Here is a 23,816-nt window from a genome sequence, read left to right as displayed (position 1 = left end):
GTGAGCTGTGGAGATCCGCACGAGACGGATTGCCGTGAGGTGCTCGCCGAGGTCTACCTCTACCTCGATCTGGAGTGCGCGCAGGAACGCCGGGCGCTGATCCGGCACCACCTGGACGAGTGCGGCCCCTGCCTGCGGGAGTACGGCATCGAGCAGGAGGTCAAGGCGCTGGTGGCCCGTTGCTGCGGCAACGAGTCCGCGCCGGACGAACTGCGCGAGCGGCTGCGGATCCGACTGAGCGAGCTGGTCATCTTCGAGACCACGGAATCGCGCGAACTGGCCGACTGAGGTTCGCGCCTGACACACCGACGCCGGTGGCCCGACTGGGCCACCGGCGTTCGTGTGTCCGGTCCGCGTGCGGACCAGCTCAGGAGTTGGGGCGCTTGCCGTGGTTGGCGGCGCTCTTCTTACGGGCCTTCTTCTTACGGGCCTTCTTCGCCATGCTGACCTCCTAGTGATGGTCGGATCGCCTGCGTACGACTTCGGCGCCGATGCACGCACCGGTCCGCGCCGGCGTCCGGGTCCGACCCGTTGATGTTAGAGCCCGTCTCCGAGGGAGGTGGGCGGGGCTGCTGCGGCCCGGGGAAACCGGGCACATGATTGGATACGTCACAGGTAGCCGCGAGGAAGGGGCCCGAACATGGCCGAGGAGATCCGCGCCGAGATGGTGGCGAACGTCTGGAAGGTGGTCGCGTCTACCGGGGACACCGTCTCCGAGGGCGACACCCTGGTGATCCTGGAGTCGATGAAGATGGAGATTCCGGTGGTCGCCGAGTCCGACGGTGTGGTGCAGCAACTCGCGGTGAACGAGGGCGACGTGGTGCAGGACGGTGACCTGATCGCGGTGATCGGTTGACCGGCACTCTGATCCGTACGGCCGAGCCGGCGGAGTTCCCGGCCGTGGCCCGGCTCACCGTGGCGGCGTACGAGGCGGACGGTCAGCTCAAGGGCGAGACCGGGTACGCCGAGGTGCTGGCCGATGTGGCCGGCCGGGCCGCCCACGGTGAGGTCCTGGTCGCCGTGGACCCGGCCACCGGTCAGCTGCTCGGCTCGGTCACCTTCGTCCTGCCCGGCAGCCCGTACGCCGAGGTGTCCGGCCCGGGGGAGGCCGAGTTCCGGATGCTGGCGGTGGACCCGGCGGCGCAGGGCCGCCGGGTGGGTGCCGCACTGGTCCAGGCCTGCGTCGACCGGGCCACCGGGCGGGGCTGCACCGCCCTGGCCATCTGCGTACGCGAGGGCTACGCCGAATCCGCCCAGCAGCTCTACCGCCGCCGGGGCTTCATCCGCACCCCCGAGCTGGACTGGTCCCCCCTGCCCGGGGTCCACCTGCTGGCCCTGCGCCTGTCCCTGACCCCACCCGCCTAGGCGGGCGGAGAGGGCAGGCGAGGGCGGAAGGGGCGCAGCAGCCGCGCCAGCAGCCCGCGCAGCGGGCCCCGACCGGGCTGGGCGGGGACGCCGGCCAACATCCGGGCCAGGGCGGCGCACTCCGGGTCGAGGTCCGGGGTGGCCAGCGCCAGATGGGCCAGGGAGACGGTCACCGGTAACGGAGCCCTCTGGTCACCGGTCGCCGCCGCCAGCCGCTGGGTGACCAGTCGTGCCACATCCGGCCGGACCGAGGGGTCCACCCAGGCAGCCGTCATCAGCGCGAACAGGGCCGCCTCGGTGACCTCGGCCGCCTGCGCCAACTCGACCAGCACCTGGCGTCGGGTGGAGGTGGCCCAGGGTTCGTCGGTGCGGTGGTGCAGCAGACCCAGGCAGGTCCACACCTGCACGCACCGGACCCACAGCGCGGGGTCCTGGCTTGAGAGCACCCGTCCCAGCGCGTTGTCCGGGGTCTGGGGAGGATGGGCCAGCAGGCCGAGCAGATCGGTCAGGTCGAGGGTGGCCAGGGCCACCGCGGTGTCGTAGGCCGCGGGCGGGTGGGGCCAGGCCAGGTGGGCAACCTGGCGCAGCCGTCGGGCCGCCTCCGTCGAGGGGGGCGGGGTCGACTCGGGCCCGGTCAGCGGCAACGGCGCAGGGCGTACCGTCAGGCTGGTCGTCGGTGGGGTCAACTGCCCCAGCCAGGGACGGCCCCGACAGCACTCGGCCAGATCGGAGTGCTCGTGCGAGTCGTCCGGGTTGTCGCGGATGTAGTCGGCCAGCGCCACCAGGTGGCGTACGTCGCCGTCGCGCTGGAACCGCAGCCGGTGGGCGGTGTGCACCGCGCAGTCGAAGGAGGGGTTGCGCACCAGGGCCTGCTCGATCCAGCTCAGCGCCTCGTCCAGCCGTCCGTGGTCGGCCAGGGTGCCGGCGATGTCGGCGTACACCGCCAGGTCCTCCGGGTCGTGGTCGACCGCCCGTCGGAGCGCGGCCAGGCCCTCCCGGGTCCGGCCGGCGCTGCGCAGGGCGTACCCCAGCCACACCTCGCCCATCTTGGAGGGGGCGGCGCGTACCCCCCGGCTGGCCCAGCGGACCGCCAGCGGCACCTCACCGGCCCGCCGGGCCAGCGCGGACGCCGTGCCCAGCAGCAGCGCGTGCTCGGGGTGGACGGTGATGGCGTTGCGGGCCAGGGTCAGGTACGGCGCCAGGGCGGCCCGGTCGGGTCGGGGCACCGGATCGGGGGCGGCGGCGCAGACCTGCATCAGCACCCGAGCCACCCGGTCCGGCCCCAGCTGTTCGACCAACTCGGGTGAGGTGACCCAGGGCACCCCCGCCCAGTCTGTGCGGGGGGCGTGCGCGGCGGCGGCGACCAGCAGGTCCAGACCCTCGGCCGGGCGGCCGGCCGCAGCCAACAGGTGCGCCCGGGCGACCACCGCCCCGACGAAGGTGTGATGGTGCAGCGGGAAGAGGTCCAGTCCGCCGGAACCGCTGGCCGCGGCCAGTCGGGCCAGGGTCTCGTGCACCTCCGGCAGGGTGGGTGCCCGGGCCAGGGCACCCGCGACATGGTCGGCGGCGTGCGTCAGGTCGCCGGCGGCCAGGGCTTCCCGGGCCAGAGCCAGTTCCTCCGTCGCCGGCAACGCCCGATCGTCGGTTCCCTCGGCCACGTCGTCCTCTCGCTGGTCGGTACCGGTTGGCGGTGCGGCCGGGTCAGCGTAGGCGACGGCATCGACTTTTGGTGATCCACTGCGCAAACCTGCTCACTAAATTGCCTGCGAGCGTCCAAAGGTGCAAGACTGAACAGGAATCGCGCGGGGATCGCGCACGGGAGGAGTTTTCGTGACACGTCCAGGAAGCGGCATGGCGGCCGACATCGACGAGCAGCCGGCGGGTTACGAACGACTGCTGAGCGCCGAGTACGCCACCCCCATCGCCCGGGTCGCGGCAGCCATCGCCGAACGCCGCCCGCGGCACGTGGTCTTCACCGCCCGAGGTACCTCCGACCACGCCGCCCTGTACGGCGCCTACCTGGCCGAGATCCGGCTGGGCCTGCCGGCCGGTCTGGCCTCCCCGAGCGCGATCACCCTCTTCGGGGCCCGGCCGGACCTGTCCGACGCCCTGGTCGTCGGGGTCAGCCAGAGTGGGGGTTCCCCCGACCTGGCCGAGGTGCTGCGGGTGGCCCGCGAGGCCGGTGCCCTGACCCTGGCGGTCACCAACGCCCCGGACTCCCCGCTGGCCGGCATCGCCGACCTGGGGGTGGACATCGCGGCCGGGCACGAGCGGGCGGTGGCGGCCACCAAGACCTACACGGCCGAACTGCTCGCCCTGCTGATGCTGGTGGAGGGCATCCGGGCCGGTGACGGGGTGCTGCCCGAGGAGGAACGCCGCGCCCTGGCCGACCTGCCCGAGCTGGCCGCCCGTACCCTGGCCGACCCCACCGCCACCCAGTTGGCGCCGCGCTACCGGTTCGCCGGGCAGTTGGTCACCACCGGCCGGGGGTACGCCTACCCGACCGCCCGGGAGGCGGCCCTGAAGCTGATGGAGACCTCCTACCTGCCGGCCCTGGCCTTCTCCGGCGCCGACCTGCTGCACGGCCCGCTGGCCATGACCGACCCGGACGTGCCCGTGCTGGCCGTGGTCGGCTCCGGCCCCGGCGGTCGGGCGATGGGTGAGGTGCTGCCCCGGCTGGGCGAGCGGCGGGCCGACGTGGTCGTGGTCGGTTCCGCCGAGGTCGCCGGGGCCACCCGGGTGGCGGTACCGGAGGTCGACGAGCGGTACGCCCCCCTGCTGGACATCCTGCCCCTGCAACGGTTGGCCCTGGCCCTGGCCCTGGCCCGGGGTGAGGACCCGGACGCGCCACGGGGGTTGAAGAAGGTCACCGCGACGATGTGACCCCCCGCATGGCACGCTGGTCGGCGTGTCCACGCTGCGCGATCTGGCCGAGGAGCACACCCGTCTGCGCCCGGCCGACATCGACCACCTGCACCGCATCGCCGGTGACTGGCAACTGCTGTCCGACCTCTCCTTCGCCGACCTGCTGCTGTGGGTGCCAGTGGACGGGGAGGGCAGCTTCCTCTGCGTGGCCCAGGTCCGGCCGACGACCGCCCCCACCGCCTACCAGGACGACCAGGTGGGGCGGATCGTCGGCGGGCCGGAGGTGGCGCACCTGGAGGTCGCCTACGGGCAGGGGCGGATCTGGCGGGAGGGCGACCCGGTCTGGTACGGCGACGTGCCCGCCCGGCACGAGGCGATCCCGGTCCGGCTGCGGGCCGCCGACGGGGAATCCGGCGAGGTGATCGCCGTGGTGGGCCGGGACACCAACCTGTCCACCGCGCGTACCCCCAGCCAGTTGGAGCTGAACTACCTGACCACGGCGGACGACCTGGCTCAGATGATCGCCGACGGGACCTTCCCGCCGCCCCGGCACCCGGGGGAGACCACCTCGGCGCCCCGGGTCGGCGACGGCCTGGTCCGGCTGGACGCCGGTGGCAAGGTCACCTACGCCAGCCCGAACGCCCAGTCCGCGTACCGGCGGCTGGGCTATGCCTCCCACCTGGTGGGCGAGGATCTGGCGGCGCTGCACCGCCGACTGGCCAACGACCCCCTGGAGGGCACCGAGGCAGCCAACGGCATCCTCGCCGCCCTGCGGGGTGAGGCACCACCCCGGCGGGAGATCGACGCCCGGGGCGCGACCATGCTCACCCGGGCCCTGCCCCTGATGCCCGCCGGAGTGCCGATCGGCGCGCTGGTCCTGGTCCGCGACATCACCGAGGTACGCCGTCGCGACCGCGCCCTGATCACCAAGGACGCCACCATCCGGGAGATCCATCACCGGGTGAAGAACAACCTCCAGACCGTCGCGGCCCTGCTGCGCCTGCAGGCCCGCCGGGTGGCCATGCCGGAGGCGCGGGTGGCGCTGGAGGAGTCCGTACGCCGGGTGGCCTCGATCGCGCTGGTGCACGAGACCCTCTCCATGTCCAGCGACGAGGCGGTGGAGTTCGACGGGATCGTGGACCGGGTGGCCAGCGCGGCGACCGAGGTGGCCGCGACCGAGGTGACCGTCGGGATGCGCCGCGAGGGCAGTTTCGGGGTGCTGCCTGCGGAGATCGCCACCTCCTTGGTGATGGTCCTCAACGAACTGCTGCTCAACGCCGTCGAGCACGGCTTCCCGCCCGCCGAGGAGGCCGACGAGCGGCAGCCGCAGCCGCAGGAGCCGGTGCCGCAGGTGGCGGTCACCGTGCACCGGTCGCGCAAGACCCTGCATGTCACGGTCGCGGACAACGGTCGAGGACTACCGTCCGGGTTCGACTCCGAAGGCGGGGCCAAGCTGGGGCTTCAGATCGTCCGCGCGCTGGTCACCGGGGAACTGCGGGGCAGCATCGAGTTGCGCCCCGGCGCCGCGGGCGGCACCGAGGCCGTCCTCACCGTGCCCCTGGCCCGCGGCGGCGCGGAGCGTCCGGGAGGCTGACCCGCCCGGATCATCGTCCGGTTCTGGCCGGGATGGGGTGGATCGGTGTCTGCTCTATCACGATCGGTGGCATTGATACCGGGCCGTGTTGACACCCGCCGGGCTTTCTTGAAAACGTTTCGGGCGACCATCGACGGGCACGGTCGTCCGCCGTGCCCGACTTCCTTGACACCGGTGCACCGATCGCCCACCACCTTTCGGCAAGATCGTGGCTGTCTGGAGAACGGGGATACGGGGATGAGTTCACCGCCGGTTGCGGACCGGCCACCGGCCGTGGCTGATCCGACCGCCGAGTTGCGGGTACCACGGCAGCTGACCAGCAGGTGGACCCCGCGCTCGAACGACGAACTTCGCCAGCAGCGGCCGGCGTACGCGCCGGTGCCGTTGCCGCCGACGGACGAGGAGCTCTACTCCTACCGCAGGCGTCGGCTGGCCAGCCTGATGCTGCCGTCGCTGATCAGCTTCGCCTGTCTGATCACCAGCCAGCTGCTGTTCGTCCGGCTGACCCCGTGGCTGTGGCTGCTGGCCCCGCTGCTGTTCTTCACGGTCGTCTACTACGTCATCTCGCTGTGGGTGAACGCCTTCACCCCCGGCTTCGACATGGAGCGGCACAAGCGGCTGGTACGCGAGTGGCGGCCCCAGCGCTATCCGACCGTGGACGTCTTCCTGCCGGTCTGCGGTGAACCGCCGCACGTGCTGCGCAACACCTGGGAGCACGTACGCGCCATGCAGCGGCACTACCAGGGCAATGTGGTCGTGTACGTGCTGGACGACTCGCCCACCGAGGCCATGGAGCGGATGTCCCTGGCCTTCGGCTTCGTCTACCAGCGGCGGCCCAACCGGGGCTGGTTCAAGAAGGCCGGCAACATGCGGTACGCCTTCGAGCGCACCCTGGGCGACTTCATCCTGGTCCTGGACGCCGACTTCGTCCCGCGCAAGGACATGCTCAACCAGATGCTGCCCTGGTTCGACGCCGAACCGCGCGCCGGCATCGTGCAGTCCCCGCAGTACTTCCGGGTGCACAAGGGGCAGAGCTGGGTGGAACGGGGGGCCGGGGCGGTCCAGGAACTCTTCTACCGCTCCGTCCAGGTCTCCCGGCAGGCACACGACTCGGCGATCTGTGTGGGTAGCTGCGCCATCTACCGTCGGGCGGCCCTCAACTCGATCGGCGGCTCCACCCTGATCGAGCACTCCGAGGACGTACACACCGGTTTCGACCTGCGGATGCAGGGCTGGAACCTGCGCTACATCCCGGTGGTGCTGGCGGCCGGGCTCTGCCCGTCGGATGTGGACTCCTTCTTCACCCAGCAGTACCGCTGGTGCGCCGGCTCGATGAGCCTGATGGGGTCGCGCAAGTTCTGGCGCACCAAGCTGCGCTGGCGGGCCCGGCTCAGCTACATCTCGGGCTTCTGCTACTACCTGCACACCGGGCTGTTCACCTTCGTCGCGCCGATCATCCCGATCCTCATGCTGACCGTCTTCGCCGAGCAGATCGCCCTGGCGAACTACCTGTTGATCCTGCCCAGCGTGATCTACAACCTCGTCATCTTCCCGCTGTGGCATCGGGCCTCGTACCGACTGGAAAGCTGGACCGTGAAGATGATCTACGGCTGGGCGCACGCCTACGCCATCATCGACATCATCCGGGGTCGACGGATGGGCTGGCAGCCCACCGGGGGTACCGCCAAGAAGAGCAAGACCAAGCGGCTCTGGACCGGGATGAAGGTCTGGACCGCCGGCAGCGGCCTGATCTGGGTCGGGCTCGCCGGGTGGCGGCTCGTCTCCGGAGCGGACCCGCTGATCTTCCTGCCGGCCTTCCTCAGCGGTGTCTTCTTCCTGCTGGTTGTGGCGCAGGCGCTCATGGTGGAGCCGGAGAAGGACGTTGAGGTGATCAGGTGAAGACCCGCCACCTGATCATTGGAGCTGTGCTGATCGCGCTGGCCGCGATCGAGTACGCCGTGGTGGCGAACCTGAACGTCACCCGCATGCTCGCGGGCGATGCCGCTGTTCGACAGCAGGCCCAGGCGGCGACCAGCGCCGGACCCTCCGTACTGCCGGTGTACGACCCCACGCACCTGCTCCGCCCCGAGGGCGGCAAATACCTGGGTGTGGCCATCGACGGGGCGCCCCCGAAGATGAAACTGATCGAGACGTTCGCCAAGAAGACCGGCAAAAAGCCCAACGTGGTGACGCTCTACCTGAGTTTCGACGATGGATTCGCGGCCGACGAGGTCAGGCAGATCTACGAGTACGGCGCGCTGCCGGCGGTGCGCTGGGAGCCGTTCGACGCGAAGCTGTCGGACATCGCCGCCGGCAGGTACGACGACTACATCAAGGAGTTCGCGGCGGGCGTCCGGAAGGTGAACCTGCCGATCATGCTCACCTTCGCGCACGAGATGAACGGCAACTGGTACTCGTGGGGCATGCGCCGCGCGGGAAACAAGGCCGCCCACTTCGTGGCCGCGTGGAAGCATATCCACGGGCTGTTCGCCGAGGCCGACGCGACAAACGTCATCTGGGCCTGGACGCCGAATGTCATCAATCCCATGCCGGAGGTCAAGCTCAAGCCGCTCTACCCGGGCGACCGGTACGTCGACTGGATCGGCATCGACGGTTACTACACCCACCACGGGGCGAACACCTATGCGGCACTGTTCGGGCCGACGATGAAGCAGGTCCGAGGTTTCACCGACAAGCCCTTCCTGATCGTGGAGACCGCGGCCGAGCCGGGCAACCTACGACCCAGTTGGCTCGCCGACCTGTTCACCGGGGTGGCCAAGGACCCTGAAGTCATCGGGTTCGTCTTCTTCAACAACGACGGCTCGGCCAAGTGGAACATCGACCGTGACGAGGCGGCGATCCGGGCGTTCCGGCAGCAGGCGAAGAATGCCACCTACGGCTTCCCGGTCAGGTGAGCGGATGATGTCGAACCAGATTCTCCTCTCCGGCAGACCGACCAGGGACGCTGCCGCCGACAGCCCGGCGCAGGCGCGTGCGGAAAAGGTCTCCCCGGGCCGCCACACCGGATGGCTGGCGCTGCTGCCGGCGCTCGCTGCGCTTACCGTCGGCTATCAAGGTGCCGCCGATCGGCAGATGTGGAACAACGAGTACGCCACCTGGCACGCCGCCGTGCTGGGTACCGCGGACCTGCGGCACCTGCTCTCCAACACCGACCTGGTGCACGTCAGCTACCTCATGATCGTGCGGGGCTGGATCCAACTGGTCGGCGACGAGCCGCTGGCGATGCGGCTGCCCTCGTTGGCGGCGATGGCGATCGCTGCCGCGGCCACCACACTTATCGGTCGCCGGTTGGCGGGCACCGGTCCGGGGCTGGTGGCCGGTCTGATCTTCGTCCTCATCCCCTCGGTGAGCCGGTACGCGCAGGAGGCCAGGTCGTACGCGCTGGTGACCATGGCGGCCACCGTCGCGACCCTGCTGCTGTTGCGGGCGCTGGAGAAGCCGGTACGCGGTCGCTGGGTGCTCTACCTGTTGGCCGTCGCTCTGATGGGCTGGCTGCACTTCGTGTCGTTCCTGGTGCTCGCCGCCCATCTGCTGATGATGCTGCGCGGCACTGTCGACCGCGACGACAATCGCCGGTACCAGTGGTTCGGTTATGTCGGCGGTGCCGGCCTCCTGGTCCTGCCGTTGCTGACGGTCGCCTCCGGTCAGTCCGCCTCGATCTCGTGGATCAAGGCCGATCTCGACGCGGTGCTGCGCTTTCCGGGCGACCTGTTCCTGTCCACCCGGGGCATGGCGGCGGTGGTCGGGCTCGGCGCGATCGGCGCGCTGGTGGCCTGGCGTACCGGCAACCGCATGCTTCCCGCACTGCTCACCTGGGCGTTGCTGCCGCCGATCTTCGCTTATGTGACCTTCGACGTGCTGCACCTCTTCCTGCCCCGGTACGTGCTGTTCACCCTGCCGGCCTGGGCGATCCTGGCCGCGATCGGCGTCTGTTCCGTGGCGCGGTTGTTGCCCCGGTCCACCAGCGCCTGGAGTTGGCTGCTGCCCGCGATGCTGGTGCTGCCGGGCCTGGCCTACCTGGTCCTACCCGACCATCGGGTGGTGCGGGCGAGTCCGGTCGTCGGCCAGCCGGACTACCAGGGCGCCATCGATGCGATGCGGCGGGGCATGCAGCCGGGTGACGGACTGGCCTACAACGATGTCTTCGGCAAGCTCTCCGACCTCGCCCGGGAGGCGGTCGACTACGAGATGCGTAACGATGTGAAGCCCCGGGATGTCTTCCTCGCCGTCACCTCCGTCGACCGGGGGTCGTACTCCGCCTCGGAGTGTGAGGACAAGGATTCGGCCGCCTGCCTGCGCGACACGGACCGGATCTGGCTGATCAGCACGACCTACTCGTCGGATCCGTTGGAAGGACTTCCGCCGCAGCGCGCCGGACTGCTGCGCAGGTTCGAGGTGATCCAGGACGATCAGTTCGAGGGCGTACGCCTTGTCCTGCTCAGTCGGAAGGACTGAGTAGGGCGACCGTGAGGCCGGAGCGGGACCAGAGCCGCTGGACCGTATAGGCGGTGCGCAGCGCCTCCCCCTTGGCGCCGGTGACGGTGGCCAGCGGGTGGTCGCTGTGCCCGGCGACCACCAGCCAGACCCGGTCCGCCTCGGCCAGGCAGGCGGCCGGGTGGTCGCACTCGGTGGCCCACAGGTCCCCCCGGTCCTGCTGTCCCTGCGCCAGCAGCGCGTCGCGGGGCGCCTGCCCGCGCAGGTGGTAGCGCATGCCCAGGTCGAGGAAGAGCCAGCCGTCGCGGGGGTGGTAGACCACGGCGTCACCGTCCTGTCGACCGGCGGCGATGATCTGGGCCGCCCCCTGGTAGTCGACCGTGGCGGTGCGGGGCCACTCGTGGGTACGCCGCAGGGCCACATGGTCCGGCAGCCCCAGCAGCCCGGCCAGGCCCACCACGACGAGGGCGACCCGAAAACGCGCCGAGGCCAACGCGGCGCCGGCCAGCAGACAACCGAAGGGCACCACGAAGATCAGGTAGCGGGGCACCCACAGCGGGACCATCAACCCGGCGGTGAACAGCAGCAGCACCGGCAACAGCAGGCAGGTCATCGGGATCGAGGCCCGTCGGCCCAGTCGTCCGGCGCCGAGGGCCGCCAGGGCCACCAGCAGGCCGCCCACCGCTGCGGTCTGCGCCAGCCCGCCGGGCAAGGCGGCCAGGTCCCCGAGTCGGGCGGTGTCCACCCAGTTCAGTTGACGCTCCCGCTGTTCCCGGGCGCGCAGGGCCAGCGGGGCGACCAGCAGGACGGTCGGCACCAGGGCCACCGGGAAGGGCCGGAGCTGCGCGAACCAACCTGCCCGACTCCTGCCTTGGCGGGCGGGTTCGGCCCGGCCCGGAGGGTGCTCGGCCTGGCTCGGGGGGTGCTCGGCCCCGGCCGGGGCGGGTTCGGTCCGGGCCGGGGTGGCGGTTCGCGTCCGGTAGGTGAGCACCACGACGGCGTGCGCGGCGATGAGGGTCACGGCGATCAGGTGGGTCAGCCCGAGTGCGGCCGTCACCAGGGCGTACCCCACCCATCGACCCCGGCTGGGCCGGCGCAGGGCGTCGACCAGCAGCAGGGTGCTCCAGACGGCCAGGAAGGTGGCCAGGGCGTACGGCCGGGCCTCCTGGCCGTACCGGGCGGTGGCCGGCAGCACCGCGAACAGCAGGCCGGCCAGGAGGCCGACCCGGGTGTTCCACAGCCGTTGACCGAGTACGGCGGTCAGTCCCGCGGCTGCCGTCATCGCCAACGCGGACGGCAGCCGCAGGGCGGCCACGGTGTCCCCGGCGACCAGCAGCCAGAAGTGCATGAGCAGGTAGTACGGAACGGTGGCGGCGTCGATGCTGGCGGCCAGCCGGAGCAGACCGGGCACCGACCGGGTGGCGGCACTCCAGGTGGCCAACTCGTCCCGCCACAGCTGGGCGGCGTCCAGCCCGGCCAGGGTGACGATCATGGTGAGGGCCGCCGGTAGCAGCCAGACCGGCAGGGAGCGCGGATACCACCCGGTGAGTCCTACGCCCGCCCTGGTGGCCGGGATCGACCTATCGGACAAATCCCCCATGATGTGAGCCTGCCACACCTTGGTGTCTGTCGGTGGCGGCAGCGAACGCCCGTGATGTGGGAACCCGCGCGAGCTCATTGGCCGGCCTGTCGCAGGTGTGGCAGCATGACACTCATGACTGCCGCCGTGGTACGCCGCTTCGTGGCTCGCCGCCACGTCGATTACGGCCGCGTGCGCAGCGCCATCTGTCCGGCCCACTGACGACGCCCGACCATTCTGCCTCGGGTACGCAGCGAGCCGGCCGCCCAAGACACCGTTGTCCACGGCCCTGATGAGAGCCGGGCGTTCCGTTTGCGTACCCGATCGAGGCACCGCAAACAACGGAGGACGCCGCGATGGCGGTCAGCGACATTCCGGCCCGCACGGGGAACCTATCGGCGCGTCCGCCCCGGGCACCGCGCCGTGCCCGCGGTGAGGGCCAGTGGGCACTCGGACACCGCGAGCCGCTCAACCCCAACGAGCGGATCAAAAAGGACGACGACCCGCTGAACGTGCGGGACCGGATCGAGAACATCTACGCCCATCGTGGTTTCGCCTCCATCGATCCGCAGGACCTTCGTGGCCGGTTCCGCTGGTGGGGTCTCTACACCCAGCGTAAGGCAGGAATCGACGGAGGTCGTACCGCTGTCTTGGAACCGCACGAGCTGGAAGACGAATACTTCATGCTCAGGGTGCGTGTCGACGGTGGTCAACTCGACCTGGCCCAGCTGCGGACCATCGCCGAGATCTCCCGGGAATTCGCCCGGGACACCGCCGACATCACCGACCGGCAGAACATCCAGTACCACTGGATCCGGGTCGAGGACATGCCGGAGATCTGGCGGCGGCTGGAGGCCGTGGGCCTGCAGACCACGGAGGCCTGCGGGGACTGCCCCCGCATCGTGCTCGGCAGCCCGGTCGCCGGAGTGGCCGAGGCGGAGCTGGTCGACCCCACCCCCGCTATCGACGAGATCGTCCGGCGGTACGTGGGGGACAAGCAGTACTCCAACCTGCCGCGCAAGTTCAAGTCCTCGATCTCCTGGCTGGTGGACACCCCGTACGAGGCCAACGACATCGCCTTCCTCGGGGTCGACCACCCCGAGCACGGCCCCGGCTTCGACGTGTGGGTCGGCGGAGGACTGTCCACCAACCCGATGCTGGCCCAACGACTCGGGGTGTGGGTGCCGCTCGGCGAGGTGCCGGACGTCTGGGCCGGAGTGGTCGGCATCTTCCGCGACTACGGCTATCGCCGACTGCGCCACCGGGCCCGGTTGAAGTTCCTCGTCGCCGACTGGGGGGTGGCTAAGTTCCGCGAGGTGCTGGAGAAGGAGTACCTGGGCCGGACCCTGCTGGACGGGCCCGCCCCGGTGCTGCCGGACAGGCCGATCGACCACATCGGCGTACACCCCCAGCGGGACGGCCGACACTACGTCGGTGCCGCCCCGGTGGTCGGACGGGTCTCCGGCACCCAGTTGGCCCAACTGGCGGACGTGGTGCAGGCCCACGGCAGCGACCGGGTCCGGCTGACGCCGTACCAGAAGCTGCTGGTGCTCGACGTGCCGCCGGAGCGGACGGAGTCACTGGTCGCGGGCCTGCGGGAGATCGGCCTGGAGGCCCGACCCTCGGCCTGGCGGCGCGGCACCATGGCCTGCACCGGCATCGAATACTGCAAGCTCGCCATCGTCGAGACCAAGGCGCGGGGCGAGGAACTGGTGGCCCGCCTGGAACAGCGACTGCGCGACTTCGACGCGGACATCTCCATCCACATCAACGGCTGCCCGAACGCCTGCGCCCGCACCCAGGTAGCCGACATCGGCCTCAAGGGGCAGTTGGTCACCGGGCCGGACGGCCGCCAGGTGGAGGGCTTCCAAGTGCACCTGGGCGGTGGGCTGGGCATGGCCGAGGGGCAGACCGCCGGCTTCGGACGCAAGCTGCGCGGCCTGAAGACCACCGCGGACGAACTTCCCGAGTACGTCGAGCGACTGGCCCGGCGCTATCTGGCCAGCCGTATCGAGGGCGAAACCTTCGCCAACTGGGTGATCAGGGTCGACGAGGAACAACTGCGATGAGCGAGGTGACGCGATGAGCAGCGAGACCCGTGCCGCACCGTTGTACTGCCCGTACTGCGGGGAGGAGGACCTGCGGCCCAGCGAGACCGGGCACGGCGCCTGGGAGTGCCACGCCTGCGCCCGGGTGTTCACGGTCCGGTTCACCGGCCTGCTCTCCCAGGCGGTGCAACGATGAGCGCCCTGGTCTCCGCCACCGGCCTGGGACTGGTCAACACCGCGCCCACCCCGACCGGTGGCGGGCGACATACTCCCGACCAACTGCGCACCCTGGCCGAGCGTGCCGGGCGAGAGTTGGAGGGCGCGCCCGCCCTGGAGATCGCCCGCTGGGCTGCGGAAACCTTCGGGGACCGGTTCTGCGTGACCAGTTCGATGGCCGACGCGGTGCTGGCCCACCTGGTGTCCCGGGTGGCACCCGGGGTGGACGTGGTCTTCCTCGACACCGGCCTGCACTTCCCGGAGACCCTGGCCGTCCGGGACGCGGTGGCCCGCCGGCTGCCGGTCACCGTCCGCTCCATCCGTCCCCGGCTCACCGTGGGGCAGCAGGACGGCGAGTACGGCCCACGCCTGTTCAACAAGTCGCCGGACGAGTGCTGCCGGTTGCGCAAGGTGGAGCCGTTGGAGCGGGCCCTGGCCGGCTACGACGCCTGGGCCGCCGGGCTGCGGCGGGACGAGTCTCCGACCCGGGCCAACACTCCGGTGGTGACCTTCGACGCCCGCCGGGGGAAGGTCAAGGTCAACCCGATCGCGGCCTGGAGCCAGGCGGACGTCGACGCGTACATCGCCCGATGGAACGTACCGGTCAACGAGCTGTTCCGGCGCGGCTACGGCTCCATCGGCTGCTGGCCGTGCACCCGGCGGACGAAGGCCGGTGAGGATCCGCGAGCCGGCCGCTGGGCGATGTTCGAGAAGACCGAGTGCGGGCTGCACCTCTGAGCCGCAAGCCGGAGCCCGCCGACCCGGCGGGTCCTGTCGAGGGGCACCGGTCGGGCGGAGAGCCGGTGCTCCTGGTCGCCCACGGTAGTCGTGACCCCCGGGCTGCCGAGGCGACCCGGGCGCTGGCCCGGGCGGTCTCGGTAGCCCGGCCCGGCGCGCCGGTGCTGGCCAGTTGGCTGGACCACACCCAGCCCGATCCCACCGAGGCGTTACGTGGGTTGGCCGCCGCCGGGCACCCCCGGGCGATCCTGGTACCGCTGCTGCTCACCGCCGCCTACCACCGGCGAGTGGACATCCCCGCCGCGGTGGCGGCCGCCCAGCGCTCCGGGCCGCCGATCCGGGTAGCCATCACCGATGTCCTCGGCCCAGTGGGTGACCAGGTGGATCAGGCGCTGCTGGCCGCGCTGCGACGGCGACTGGAGGAGGCCGATCCGGGCCGGTTCGACGCACTGGTGCTGGCGGCCGCAGGCACCCGAGATCCAGCAGCCCGAGCCTCCGTGGGCCGAGTGGCCCAGGCCCTAGGTGCCTCGCTAGGCACCCCCACCCGAGTCTCGTACGCCTCCGCAGCACCCCCGACCGTCACCACGGCGGTACGGCGACTCCAAGCGCGCGGCGCCCGACGGGTAGCCGTAGCTTCGTACTTCCTGGCCCCCGGCCTGTTCCACGACGCAGTGACAACCGCCGCCCAAGCCGCAGGCGCCGTAGCCACCTCCGCCCCCTTAACCAACACCCCCGACCTGGTCAACCTGATCCTCCACCGCCTAACCCACCCACCCCAAAGCCCGCGCTGAGGCCCCGTCTAGGCCCCGGTTGATCATGAGGTTGGCGGCAGTCCGGAGATCAACGACTGCCGTCAACCTCATGATCAACGCGGAGATGGGCGGGAGCGCGAGGGGGTGGGTGCAGGACGCCCCGGCGGGCGTGGGCCGGCCGGGGCGTTCTGTGTGTGTAGGTCAGGCGGAGTGAGCGCGCAGCACCCGGAGACCACCGCGACGCTTGACGGCGCGACGCTCCTCCTCGCTCATCCCGCCCCAGACGCCAGCGTCCTGACCGGACTCCAGCGCCCACTGCAGGCACTGGTCGGTCACGGAGCAGCGCCGGCAGACGGCCTTGGCCTGCTCGACCTGCAGGAGAGCCGGACCGGACGTCCCGATCGGGAAGAACAGCTCCGGGTCCTCGTCGCGGCAGACAGCATGGTGACGCCAGTCCATGGCGGCAACACTCCTCATTCTGGATGGGTGGCAGATGTTGCTGTTGGTGCTTTTCCTATATGCATCCGCAATGCCAATGGTGACGGTTTGCAACCGTCAATTCGGCATTGCGTGAGCAGGCTGCTAGCCCCAGGACCTGCTGGAACGCTCAGGCTCGCCGAGCGCCTCCAGGCAATGTCCCGGTAACTCAAGTTCGCTTGTGAATACTTTCACGAACTTACGCAATGTCAAGGGTGACGCTCAGAAAAACTCCGCGCGGTGAGCAAGCCCACAACCCTTTTGTCCGAGTTCTGGATCACTCCAGTCACCCGGCTTACCACAGTCAAGAATCAATATAGTACAGTCCGCCGGACAATGCAGGCATTTCCGGCATCGGTTCGGGGTGTCGCGGTCGTCACGCCCTGGTCCGCGCCGGCCAACGTCGCCCGCTGGTGCCGGAGACCTAACAGATTACTCTGAGTGCGGCGGGAACGGAGGTGAATCTGACTTTTTCCCGCTCACCAAGATAGTCGCCATCGAGCTGAAATGCCTGCGGACGGCTCGCGACCAGCGTGAACTCCGCTACATCGTGGCGACGCAAAACTTGGCGGCCACGTGGATTGGGCGTGGCGGACAGCAGCTGCGTCACTGTCCGTGTCGTACTGGCAACGCCAAGCTGACGAAGTGCCAGCACGTCCAGCCCCAGATCGAACGACGCCTCCGGGTTCGGATTGGCCTCCCGGTCCCCGACGTACGTCCAGGGGGCGGTGTTCTGCACGATGATGCTCGCCAGATCACCCTCCGTCACCTCGCCGGGCTGCTCCAGCCGGATCGCCGGGTGGCGCCGCTCGGTGCCGAAGAGGAACTGTGCGGTGAAGGCGCGGAAGTAGAGCCCCGGGGAGGAGACCCGACCCCGGCGGCGGGCCTCCTCGACCCGGTGGATGACCGAGGCGTCTAGCCCGAAACCGGCGCAGAAGGTGAAGTAGCGGTCGTCGGCGCGGCCCAGACCGACCGTCCGGCGCCGCCCCAGCCGCAGCCCTTCCATGATCATGCTGGCGGCCTCGGCCCACTCCCGGGGCAGGCCCAGGGCCCGGGCGAAGACGTTGGTGGAGCCACCCGGCACGGTGGCCAGCGCGGGCAACCGCTCGGCGGTGGGCGGCTGCCCGTCGACACCGGTCGCCGACATCAGCCCGTTGACCACCTCGTTGACCGTGCCGTCACCACCGAGAGTGACCACCACGTCGACCCCCTCGACGGCGGCCTCTCTGGCCAGCATGGTGGCGTGACCACGCTGACGGGTGTACCGCACGGAGAGGTCGACTTCGCTGCGCAGCGCTCGGACCAGTACGTCCCGCGCGCGCTCGCTGGTGGTGGTGGCCTTGGGATTGACCAGCAGGACGGCCCGCATGGGCGGCACTGTACCGCGCGACGGCCCGGGTATCGTGACCGCGTGACCATCGACTCCCACCCGACCCCCGTCACGCTCCGTTGGGCGGTCCGGCTGCTACGTGTCGAGGCGGTCGCGGTCGGGCTGGTCGCCGTCTGGCTGGTCGTGGCCGACCTCACGGCCAGCACCACGGACCTGACCTCGGCGCTGTTGGTCACGGCCTTCGCCATCGGTGCCGCCCTGGCCCTCTGGGCCCTGGGCAGTGCGCTGGCACGTCACCGGGCCGGGGCCCGCGCTCCCGCCATCGTGCTCCAGCTCATGCTGCTGCCGATCGGCTGGTTCATGATCCAGGGAGGGCTGGGCTGGCTCGGGGTGCCGCTGATCGGGCTCGGGCTGGGGGTCACCTGGCTGCTGGTCAGCCCGCCCACGACCCGCGCCCTCGGGTTCGAGTAGCTGCCCCTCACCAACCGGAGGCGCGGCGGGTCAGCAGGGAGATGGTCGCCCGCCCGTCGGCTGCGGTCGCCGAGGCCGAGGTGGTCAGCGCGGTGAGCACCTTCCAGGCGAACGAGGACTCGGCCGGTAGCTTGGCGCCGCGCACGGTGGGCACGGTCACCTCCACGGTCAGCGCATCCTCGGTGACCGCGAAGCGGCAGTCGAGTTCGGCGTCCCCGGGCGCGATGGCCAGCAGCATGGCGCAGGCCTCGTCGACGGCGATGCGGAGATCCTCGATCTCGTCGAGAGCGAACTGCAGACGGGCCGCCAGGCCAGCGGTGGCAGTACGCAGCACGCCGAGGTACCCGCCGTCGGCAGGCACGGTGAGGTGCACGATGTCGTCGTCGGTCGTTGACTGGCCGGTCAGTTGAGTCACCACTCATCCCCCCGGTCGGGGACTCTACCCGCTCAGCGTGCGAGACGGTGGAAACACGTCACCATCGCCGGCTGCGGGACGGCCCGGACGGCCACGCACAACATCCGACGGGCGGTGGCCGCAGCCCCGGCGGCGGAATGGCGCCTGGTCAGAACGACGGCGGCCGACCCGCCCCCGGCAGGGGTGGGTCGGCCGCCGTGTCGGGCACTCAGGCCTGCTTGGTCTCCCAGAAGATCTTCGAGATCTCCTCGATCTTCTGGAGCAGCTCGTCGGCCTTGGTCGGGTCGGTGGCACCCTTGGCCCCGGCCGCACCAGCCAGCTTGGTGGCCTCGTTGAACAACTGGTGCAGGTGCGGGTACTTCTCGAAGTGCGGGGGCTTGAAGTAGTCGGTCCACAGCACCCAGAGGTGGTGCTTGACCAGGTCGGCCCGCTGCTCCTTGATCAGGATGGCGCGGGTCCGGAACTCCGGGTCGGTGTTGGCCTGGTACTTCTCACAGATCATTTTCACCGACTCGGCCTCGATCCGAGCCTGGGCGGGGTCGTAGACCCCACAGGGCAGGTCGCAGTGCGCGCTGACGGTCACGCGGGGCGCGAGGATGCGTGCAAGTCGCATCAGGATCCTCCATAGGACGTTTGCGATGATCCAAGACGACATTACTCCTGGACGGGGTCCCCCAGACCGGTGGAGGTGAAACAGGGTGTCCGTGCCGCAGCTGCGGTGGCCGCTGTCACCCGTACTCGTGACCGGTCCCTCCATGTCGCCGACCCTGCGGCACGGCGACGCGGTGCTGGTCCGCCGCAGCGGCCGGGAGATCCGCCCCGGCGACGTGGTGATCGCGGTCTTCCGTAGCCGCCCGGAGTTGCTGGTGGTCAAGCGCGCGGTCCGTCCGACCGACGGCGGTTGGTGGGTGTACGGCGACAACGACCTGGTCACGGACGACTCCCGGGCGTACGGGGTGGCCGACGTGATCGGTCGGGTGGTGGCCCGGTACTGGCCCCGCCCGGGACGGATACCACCCCGACCGTTATGACCCTGCCCACATACTGGGCCGGTAATCCGCACTATGCTCGGAAGCGCCCGGGTGACCCCCCGCACCACGCGCCGCCGCTCGTCGCTTCACCGTGTGTACGACCGGCTGGCCTCTGCTCGCCAGATTCCCTGGAGTCACCATGCCTTCGCCCACCGTGGACCCCGCTGATCCCGTCTTCCAACTGCACCGGGGCGGCAAGATGTCCATCGCCTCGACCGTCCCGCTGACCAGCCGGGACGACCTCTCCCTCGCGTACACCCCGGGTGTGGCCCGGGTCTGTGAGGCCATCGCTGCGGATCCCGCCCTCACCCACGACTACACCTGGGTGTCGAACACCGTGGCGGTCGTCACCGACGGCTCCGCCGTACTCGGCCTCGGCAACATCGGCCCGCGCGCCGCGATGCCGGTGATGGAGGGCAAGGCCGTGCTGTTCAAGCAGTTCGGCGGGGTCGACGCGGTACCGGTCTGCCTGGACACCCAGGATGTCGACGAGATCGTCGCCGTGGTCAAGGCCCTGGCGCCCTCGTTCGGCGGGATCAACCTGGAGGACATCAGCGCACCCCGCTGCTTCGAGGTGGAACGCCGCCTCGACGAGGCACTGGACATCCCGGTCTTCCACGACGACCAGCACGGTACGGCGATCGTCGTGCTGGCCGCCCTGCGCAACGCGGCCACCCTGCTCGACCGCAAGCTCGGCGACCTGCGGGTGGCGGTCAGCGGGGCGGGCGCGGCCGGGGTGGCGGTGACCAAGATGCTGGTGGCCGGGGGAGTGGACCCCGACCAGGTGGTGGTCTGCGACTCCCAGGGCATCATCTCCGCGTACCGCACCGGGCTCAGCGGCAGCAAGGCGGAGCTGGCCGAGCTGACCAACGCCGACGGGCGGCAGGGCGACATCGCCGAGGCCCTGCGCGACGCCGATGTGCTGATCGGGGTCTCCGGCGGGCAGATCCCCGAGCACGCGGTGGCCGCCATGGCACCCGGCGGGATCGTCTTCGCGCTGGCCAACCCCACCCCGGAGGTGCACCCGGAGATGGCCGCCCGCCATGTGGCGGTGGTCGCCACCGGTCGCAGCGACTTCCCGAACCAGATCAACAACGTGCTGGCCTTCCCGGGGGTGTTCCGGGGGGCACTAGAGGCCCGGGCCACCCGGGTCACCGACGCGATGAAGGTCGCCGCGGCGGACGCCATCGCCTCGGTGGTGGCCGAGTCGCTGACCCCGGAGGCGATCGTGCCCTCCCCGCTGGACCCGCGGGTCGCCCCCGCGGTGGCCGAGGCGGTCGCCGAAGCCGCCCGCCGCGACGGCGTCGCCCGCGCCTGAAGTGCAAGGAAGGGGCCCTTCTTAACGCCTGGGGTAGCGGAAGGGCCCCTTCTTAACAGGCCAGCGGCTTGTTACCGTGCCGATCATGCGTGCCGCCTTCGCCTCCCGTTTCGACGACGCCGACCCCCTGGCCGCCCTCACCGTCGGTGAGCAGCCCGAGCCGAGCCTGCCCGACGAGGGCTGGGTGACCCTGCAGGTCACCGCCAGCTCGCTCAACCACCACGATCTGTGGTCGCTGCGCGGGGTGGGGCTACGCGCCGAACAACTGCCGATGATCCTCGGCTGCGACGCGGTGGGCATCGACCCGGACGGCAACGAGATGGTGGTCTACCCGGTCGTCGCCACCCCGGGGGATCCGCGTGGCGTCTCCATCCTCTCCGAGCACTTCCCGGGCACCCTAGCCGAGCGGGTGGCCGTACCCCGGTCGAATTTGCTGCCGCTGCCGGCGGGGCTGACGGCCCTCGACGTGGCCTGCCTGCCGACGGCCTGGCTGACCGCGTGGCGGATGCTGACCACCAAGGGCCGCGTCGACGAGGCCGAGGCCGTGCTGGTCCAGGGCGCCGGGGGTGGCGTGGCCACCGCGGCCATCGCGCTCGCCACCGCCATGGGCAAACGGGTGTACGCGACCAGCCGCGACGCCGCCAAGCGGGAGCGGGTCGCCGGCCTGGGCGCCACCGCTGTCGAGCCCGGTGCACGACTGCCCGAGCGGGTCGACGTGGTGATCGAGACCGTAGGGGCGGCGACCTTCGACCACTCCCTGAAGTCCGCCGCCGTCGGGGCCCGGATCGTGGTCTGCGGCGCTACCGCCGGACACGAGCCGAAGGTCAACCTGCGGCGGGTCTTCGCCATGCAGCTGGAGATCCTGGGCACCTCGATGGGTACCCCGACCGACCTGGCCGACCTGCTCACCTTCTGCGCCGAACGCAACGTTCGCCCGGTGGTCGACAGCGTGGTGCCGTTCAGCCGGGTCGCCGACGCCTTCGCCCGCCTGCACTCCAGCGAGGTCTTCGGCAAGGTCGTCATCGACCACACCCGGTGATGCACGGCGGGTGACCGGGTGTTGGGTCCTGCAACGCTTCCGGCGTGGCAGGGCCCCTTCGGTCACAGGTGGTCGTCGAGGGTGGCGATGTCGTCGCGGGCGGCGGCGGTGGCGATGCGCTCCTTGGCCTCGGTGTCGCCGTAGAGGGTCCAGCGCAGGAACTCGATGGTGGTGTCGGCGACCACCCGCAGGGAGGTGCCGTCGCCCAGCAGGGACCGGCCGTGGTCGCCGTCGGGCAGACTCAGCATCGCCTTCGGCCAGGGCACCTTGTCGTACACCGCCTTGCCGGCCGCGTACTCCACCACCTCGTCGGCCTCACCGTGCACGAACAGTTGCGGTGCCGCCGCACCCGCGAAGGCGGTACCCACCCCCAGCGCGGTGCCGGCGAAGACGATCCCGGCGGCCAGCCGCTCGTCCCTGCCGGTGGTGAACAGGCCGATCGTGGTCACCCCGCCGGCGGAGTGACCGGCGGCGGCCACCCGGTCGGTGGCCAGCCGGCCCCGCAGCGGATCGCCGTCGCGGCTGCTCAGGGCCAGGACCTCGGTCAGCGCGTACGACACGTCGGCCGGCTGGTTGAGCACGTCGAGCACGTTGGGCCGCTCCGAACCGGAGGTGTGCGGAAAGGTCGGTGCTGCCACCACGAAACCGGCCGCCGCCCATCGGGTCAGCAACGCCTGATAGTCCTTGGGCAGGCCGCCCAGGCCATGGCTGAACATGATCACGGGGAAGGGCCCCTCGGCCGCGCGGGCCGAGTTCGTCGGCTTTCCACCCGCCCGGCCGGTCGCCGGGTACCAGATGGTGATCGGCAGGGGTCGCTCGCCGTCCCGGTTGCGCTTCAACTGTCGTACGCCCACCGCGAAGCTGCCGGACGGCGCGGTCCCGGCTGGAATCGCCGGCGCCGAGGCACTGACCGACGGCGCCGGAGCAGCCGACGGAGTGACGGTCGTGCTCACCCCCGCTGCCGACTCCGTATCGCCGGAACACCCCACCCCCAGACTGCCAACCAGCACCCCAACAACCAAGACCGAGACCCCACGCCGCAACATGCCCCCATCCTCCCTCCCCCGCCCACCCCCAGCCCCTCCCACCCACCCCGGTCTTGCTACCCCCGTTGATCATGAGGTTGGCGGCACTCTGAAGATCGACAACTGCCGCTAACCTCATGATCAACGGGGCGTTGATAGAGGGCGGGTTTCTAGGGTGGCGAGGGTGGGGGGGTGGGCGTGGGTGGGGAGGCGGCGGGCGGCTTGTTGGTCGCCGTAGAGGGTCCAGCGGAGGAAGTCCGTGGTGGTGCCGAGGAACTGGGTGAAGCCGGGGCGGCCGGGGGTCAGGTACTCGCCGTGTCCCTGGCCGAGCAGGCTGAGGAAGCTGGCCGGTCCGGTCGTACGGCGGTAGGCGGCCCGGCCGACGCTCAGGGCCACTACCGGGTCGGCGGTGCCGTGCACGAAGAGCATCGGCGCGGGTGGCCCGGCGAAACTCCCCGCCATCCCACCACCGGCGATCACGATGCCGGCCCGCAGTCGGGCCGGGCGGCCACTGGTGAACATGCCCGAGGTGGTGAAGCCGCCCGCCGAATGGCCCGCCGCGGCGATCCGCTGCACGTCGAGGTGACCGGCCAGGGGGTCGGCGGCCCGGCGGTCGAGCCGGACCAGGTGCCGGATCACCCGCCACCCGTCGGCAGGCTGATGGCGTACGTCGGCACGGGAGAACTCGGGGGCACCCCGTCGGGTGTGGGGGTACGCCGGGGCGGCCACCACGAAACCGGCCGCCGCCCACCTGGAGGTCAGCCCGGCATGCAACTCCGGCAGGCTGGCCAGGCCGTGGCTGTAGAGCACCACCGGGAACCGTCCCTCGGCTACCCGGGAGCCCTCGGTCGGGTACCACAGGGTCACCGGCAGCGGGCGGGCCGAGCCGGGGTCGAGCACGAAGGTCCGGACCCCGACGGCGTACTGCACCTGGGGTGCCGCCCCGGGTGATGTGCCCCGCGCGGGCGGGCCGCCGGATGCGGCGCAACCGGTCAGCCACACCAACAGCAGAGCCACCGTCGACGCGGCGAACCGCCGCCTGATCCCCACGGCATCACGGTAGATCCGGCGATCACCCCGCCGGGTCCCGTTGCCCGG

General features: G+C 70.8%; 24 protein-coding genes. 16 read left to right on the top strand and 8 right to left on the bottom strand.

Annotated elements, in window-relative coordinates; translation table 11 throughout:
* The 3 genes from rsrA (at position 1) to ABZ795_RS09980 (ending at position 1,365) form a co-directional block, all read left to right on the top strand.
* A complete protein-coding gene (rsrA, locus tag ABZ795_RS09990) occupies positions 1-288 on the top strand; it encodes a mycothiol system anti-sigma-R factor (protein ID WP_327024220.1) in 288 nt (95 codons plus the stop codon).
* A gap of 352 nt (positions 289-640) precedes the next feature.
* Positions 641-856 (top strand): biotin/lipoyl-binding carrier protein, encoded by a 216-nt coding sequence (locus ABZ795_RS09985; protein WP_091447276.1) that lies wholly within the window; start codon positions 641-643, stop codon positions 854-856.
* Positions 853-1,365 (top strand): GNAT family N-acetyltransferase, encoded by a 513-nt coding sequence (locus tag ABZ795_RS09980; RefSeq protein WP_357529998.1) that lies wholly within the window; start codon positions 853-855, stop codon positions 1,363-1,365. Before ABZ795_RS09985 ends, ABZ795_RS09980 begins: the two co-directional genes overlap by 4 nt.
* Here ABZ795_RS09980 and ABZ795_RS09975 read toward each other — a convergent pair.
* A complete protein-coding gene (locus ABZ795_RS09975) occupies positions 1,362-3,023 on the bottom strand; it encodes a tetratricopeptide repeat protein (protein WP_357529997.1) in 1,662 nt (553 codons plus the stop codon). The two genes, ABZ795_RS09980 and ABZ795_RS09975, sit on opposite strands and share 4 nt — an antisense overlap.
* Before the next feature lie 193 nt (positions 3,024-3,216).
* Here ABZ795_RS09975 and ABZ795_RS09970 point away from each other — a divergent pair, with 193 nt between their 5' ends.
* The 5 genes from ABZ795_RS09970 to ABZ795_RS09950 all read left to right on the top strand — a co-directional run bounded on the left by ABZ795_RS09970 (position 3,217) and on the right by ABZ795_RS09950 (position 10,300).
* Positions 3,217-4,248, top strand: a complete 1,032-nt coding sequence (locus ABZ795_RS09970) for an SIS domain-containing protein (protein ID WP_327027440.1) — start codon at positions 3,217-3,219, stop codon at positions 4,246-4,248.
* A gap of 25 nt (positions 4,249-4,273) precedes the next feature.
* Positions 4,274-5,824, top strand: a complete 1,551-nt coding sequence (locus ABZ795_RS09965; RefSeq protein WP_357529996.1) for a histidine kinase N-terminal domain-containing protein — start codon at positions 4,274-4,276, stop codon at positions 5,822-5,824.
* 237 nt (positions 5,825-6,061) lie between these two features.
* Positions 6,062-7,723, top strand: coding sequence for a glycosyltransferase family 2 protein (locus ABZ795_RS09960; protein WP_357529995.1), 1,662 nt, complete (start codon positions 6,062-6,064; stop codon positions 7,721-7,723).
* On the top strand, positions 7,720-8,739 hold the full coding sequence (locus tag ABZ795_RS09955; protein ID WP_357529994.1) for a glycosyl hydrolase: 1,020 nt from the start codon (positions 7,720-7,722) through the stop codon (positions 8,737-8,739). Before ABZ795_RS09960 ends, ABZ795_RS09955 begins: the two co-directional genes overlap by 4 nt.
* Positions 8,740-8,743: 4 nt before the next feature.
* Complete coding sequence (locus ABZ795_RS09950; RefSeq protein ID WP_327024226.1) at positions 8,744-10,300, top strand: glycosyltransferase family 39 protein; 1,557 nt, start codon at positions 8,744-8,746, stop codon at positions 10,298-10,300.
* Here the strand turns inward: ABZ795_RS09950 and ABZ795_RS09945 are convergent.
* Complete coding sequence (locus ABZ795_RS09945) at positions 10,284-11,771, bottom strand: glycosyltransferase family 39 protein (protein WP_357530023.1); 1,488 nt, start codon at positions 11,769-11,771, stop codon at positions 10,284-10,286. The genes ABZ795_RS09950 and ABZ795_RS09945 overlap by 17 nt on opposite strands.
* 443 nt (positions 11,772-12,214) lie before the next feature.
* On the opposite strand from ABZ795_RS09945, the gene ABZ795_RS09940 reads away from it, so the two are divergent.
* From ABZ795_RS09940 to ABZ795_RS09925, 4 genes are all read left to right on the top strand, one after another.
* On the top strand, positions 12,215-13,927 hold the full coding sequence (locus ABZ795_RS09940; protein ID WP_327024227.1) for a nitrite/sulfite reductase: 1,713 nt from the start codon (positions 12,215-12,217) through the stop codon (positions 13,925-13,927).
* Between the two features lie 13 nt (positions 13,928-13,940).
* Positions 13,941-14,102, top strand: a complete 162-nt coding sequence (locus ABZ795_RS09935) for a hypothetical protein (protein WP_327024228.1) — start codon at positions 13,941-13,943, stop codon at positions 14,100-14,102.
* Entirely contained in the window at positions 14,099-14,860 is a 762-nt protein-coding gene (locus ABZ795_RS09930) for a phosphoadenylyl-sulfate reductase (RefSeq protein WP_327024229.1), read from the top strand. The genes ABZ795_RS09935 and ABZ795_RS09930 overlap by 4 nt, the downstream gene beginning before the upstream one ends.
* 65 nt (positions 14,861-14,925) lie before the next feature.
* On the top strand, positions 14,926-15,651 hold the full coding sequence (locus ABZ795_RS09925; RefSeq protein WP_327027442.1) for a CbiX/SirB N-terminal domain-containing protein: 726 nt from the start codon (positions 14,926-14,928) through the stop codon (positions 15,649-15,651).
* Positions 15,652-15,813: 162 nt separating this feature from the next.
* Here ABZ795_RS09925 and ABZ795_RS09920 read toward each other — a convergent pair whose 3' ends face one another.
* Together ABZ795_RS09920 and ABZ795_RS09915 are read right to left on the bottom strand one after the other, a co-directional pair.
* Positions 15,814-16,071, bottom strand: a complete 258-nt coding sequence (locus ABZ795_RS09920) for a WhiB family transcriptional regulator (protein ID WP_007072794.1) — start codon at positions 16,069-16,071, stop codon at positions 15,814-15,816.
* A 442-nt stretch (positions 16,072-16,513) separates the two neighbouring features.
* Positions 16,514-17,458, bottom strand: coding sequence for a diacylglycerol kinase family protein (locus ABZ795_RS09915; protein WP_327024230.1), 945 nt, complete (start codon positions 17,456-17,458; stop codon positions 16,514-16,516).
* Between the two features lie 42 nt (positions 17,459-17,500).
* Here ABZ795_RS09915 and ABZ795_RS09910 point away from each other — a divergent pair, with 42 nt between their 5' ends.
* On the top strand, positions 17,501-17,890 hold the full coding sequence (locus tag ABZ795_RS09910) for a hypothetical protein (protein ID WP_327024231.1): 390 nt from the start codon (positions 17,501-17,503) through the stop codon (positions 17,888-17,890).
* 7 nt (positions 17,891-17,897) lie between these two features.
* On the opposite strand, the gene ABZ795_RS09905 is transcribed toward ABZ795_RS09910, so the two are convergent.
* A complete protein-coding gene (locus tag ABZ795_RS09905) occupies positions 17,898-18,305 on the bottom strand; it encodes an anti-sigma regulatory factor (RefSeq protein ID WP_327024232.1) in 408 nt (135 codons plus the stop codon).
* A gap of 208 nt (positions 18,306-18,513) precedes the next feature.
* Complete coding sequence (sodN, locus tag ABZ795_RS09900) at positions 18,514-18,918, bottom strand: superoxide dismutase, Ni (RefSeq protein WP_357529993.1); 405 nt, start codon at positions 18,916-18,918, stop codon at positions 18,514-18,516.
* An 85-nt stretch (positions 18,919-19,003) separates the two neighbouring features.
* On the opposite strand from sodN, the gene ABZ795_RS09895 reads away from it, so the two are divergent.
* The 3 genes from ABZ795_RS09895 to ABZ795_RS09885 all read left to right on the top strand — a co-directional run bounded on the left by ABZ795_RS09895 (position 19,004) and on the right by ABZ795_RS09885 (position 21,693).
* Positions 19,004-19,336: a S24/S26 family peptidase gene (locus tag ABZ795_RS09895; RefSeq protein ID WP_357529992.1), complete on the top strand. Its 333-nt coding sequence runs from the start codon at positions 19,004-19,006 to the stop codon at positions 19,334-19,336.
* Between the two features lie 139 nt (positions 19,337-19,475).
* Positions 19,476-20,654, top strand: coding sequence for an NADP-dependent malic enzyme (locus ABZ795_RS09890; RefSeq protein ID WP_357529991.1), 1,179 nt, complete (start codon positions 19,476-19,478; stop codon positions 20,652-20,654).
* A 76-nt stretch (positions 20,655-20,730) separates the two neighbouring features.
* The gene (locus ABZ795_RS09885) at positions 20,731-21,693 is read left to right on the top strand and encodes a zinc-binding dehydrogenase (protein WP_357529990.1); all 963 of its coding nucleotides are present in this window, start codon (positions 20,731-20,733) and stop codon (positions 21,691-21,693) included.
* A 62-nt stretch (positions 21,694-21,755) separates the two neighbouring features.
* Here the strand turns inward: ABZ795_RS09885 and ABZ795_RS09880 are convergent, their stop codons facing one another.
* Positions 21,756-22,646 (bottom strand): chlorophyllase, encoded by an 891-nt coding sequence (locus tag ABZ795_RS09880; protein WP_357529989.1) that lies wholly within the window; start codon positions 22,644-22,646, stop codon positions 21,756-21,758.
* Between the two features lie 213 nt (positions 22,647-22,859).
* On the bottom strand, positions 22,860-23,768 hold the full coding sequence (locus ABZ795_RS09875; RefSeq protein WP_357529988.1) for an alpha/beta hydrolase: 909 nt from the start codon (positions 23,766-23,768) through the stop codon (positions 22,860-22,862).
* Positions 23,769-23,816: the final 48 nt, after the last annotated feature.

It is taken from the genome of Micromonospora sp. NPDC047134 (assembly GCF_040643455.1).
GTDB lineage: Bacteria > Actinomycetota > Actinomycetes > Mycobacteriales > Micromonosporaceae > Micromonospora.
The sequence above is the reverse complement of the archived record's forward strand: the minus strand, read 5'-3'. Positions and strand labels throughout refer to the sequence as shown.

Coding starts and splice junctions, on each gene's coding strand:
- ABZ795_RS09985 (WP_091447276.1), top strand. CDS start 641: ATGGCCGAGGAGATCCGCGCCGAGATGGTGGCGAACGTCTGGAAGGTG.
- ABZ795_RS09970 (WP_327027440.1), top strand. CDS start 3,217: ATGGCGGCCGACATCGACGAGCAGCCGGCGGGTTACGAACGACTGCTG.
- ABZ795_RS09960 (WP_357529995.1), top strand. CDS start 6,062: ATGAGTTCACCGCCGGTTGCGGACCGGCCACCGGCCGTGGCTGATCCG.
- ABZ795_RS09950 (WP_327024226.1), top strand. CDS start 8,744: ATGATGTCGAACCAGATTCTCCTCTCCGGCAGACCGACCAGGGACGCT.
- ABZ795_RS09945 (WP_357530023.1), bottom strand. CDS start 11,771: ATGATCGTCACCCTGGCCGGGCTGGACGCCGCCCAGCTGTGGCGGGAC.
- ABZ795_RS09940 (WP_327024227.1), top strand. CDS start 12,215: ATGGCGGTCAGCGACATTCCGGCCCGCACGGGGAACCTATCGGCGCGT.
- ABZ795_RS09935 (WP_327024228.1), top strand. CDS start 13,941: ATGAGCAGCGAGACCCGTGCCGCACCGTTGTACTGCCCGTACTGCGGG.
- ABZ795_RS09930 (WP_327024229.1), top strand. CDS start 14,099: ATGAGCGCCCTGGTCTCCGCCACCGGCCTGGGACTGGTCAACACCGCG.
- ABZ795_RS09920 (WP_007072794.1), bottom strand. CDS start 16,071: ATGGACTGGCGTCACCATGCTGTCTGCCGCGACGAGGACCCGGAGCTG.
- ABZ795_RS09915 (WP_327024230.1), bottom strand. CDS start 17,458: ATGCGGGCCGTCCTGCTGGTCAATCCCAAGGCCACCACCACCAGCGAG.
- sodN (WP_357529993.1), bottom strand. CDS start 18,918: ATGCGACTTGCACGCATCCTCGCGCCCCGCGTGACCGTCAGCGCGCAC.
- ABZ795_RS09890 (WP_357529991.1), top strand. CDS start 19,476: ATGCCTTCGCCCACCGTGGACCCCGCTGATCCCGTCTTCCAACTGCAC.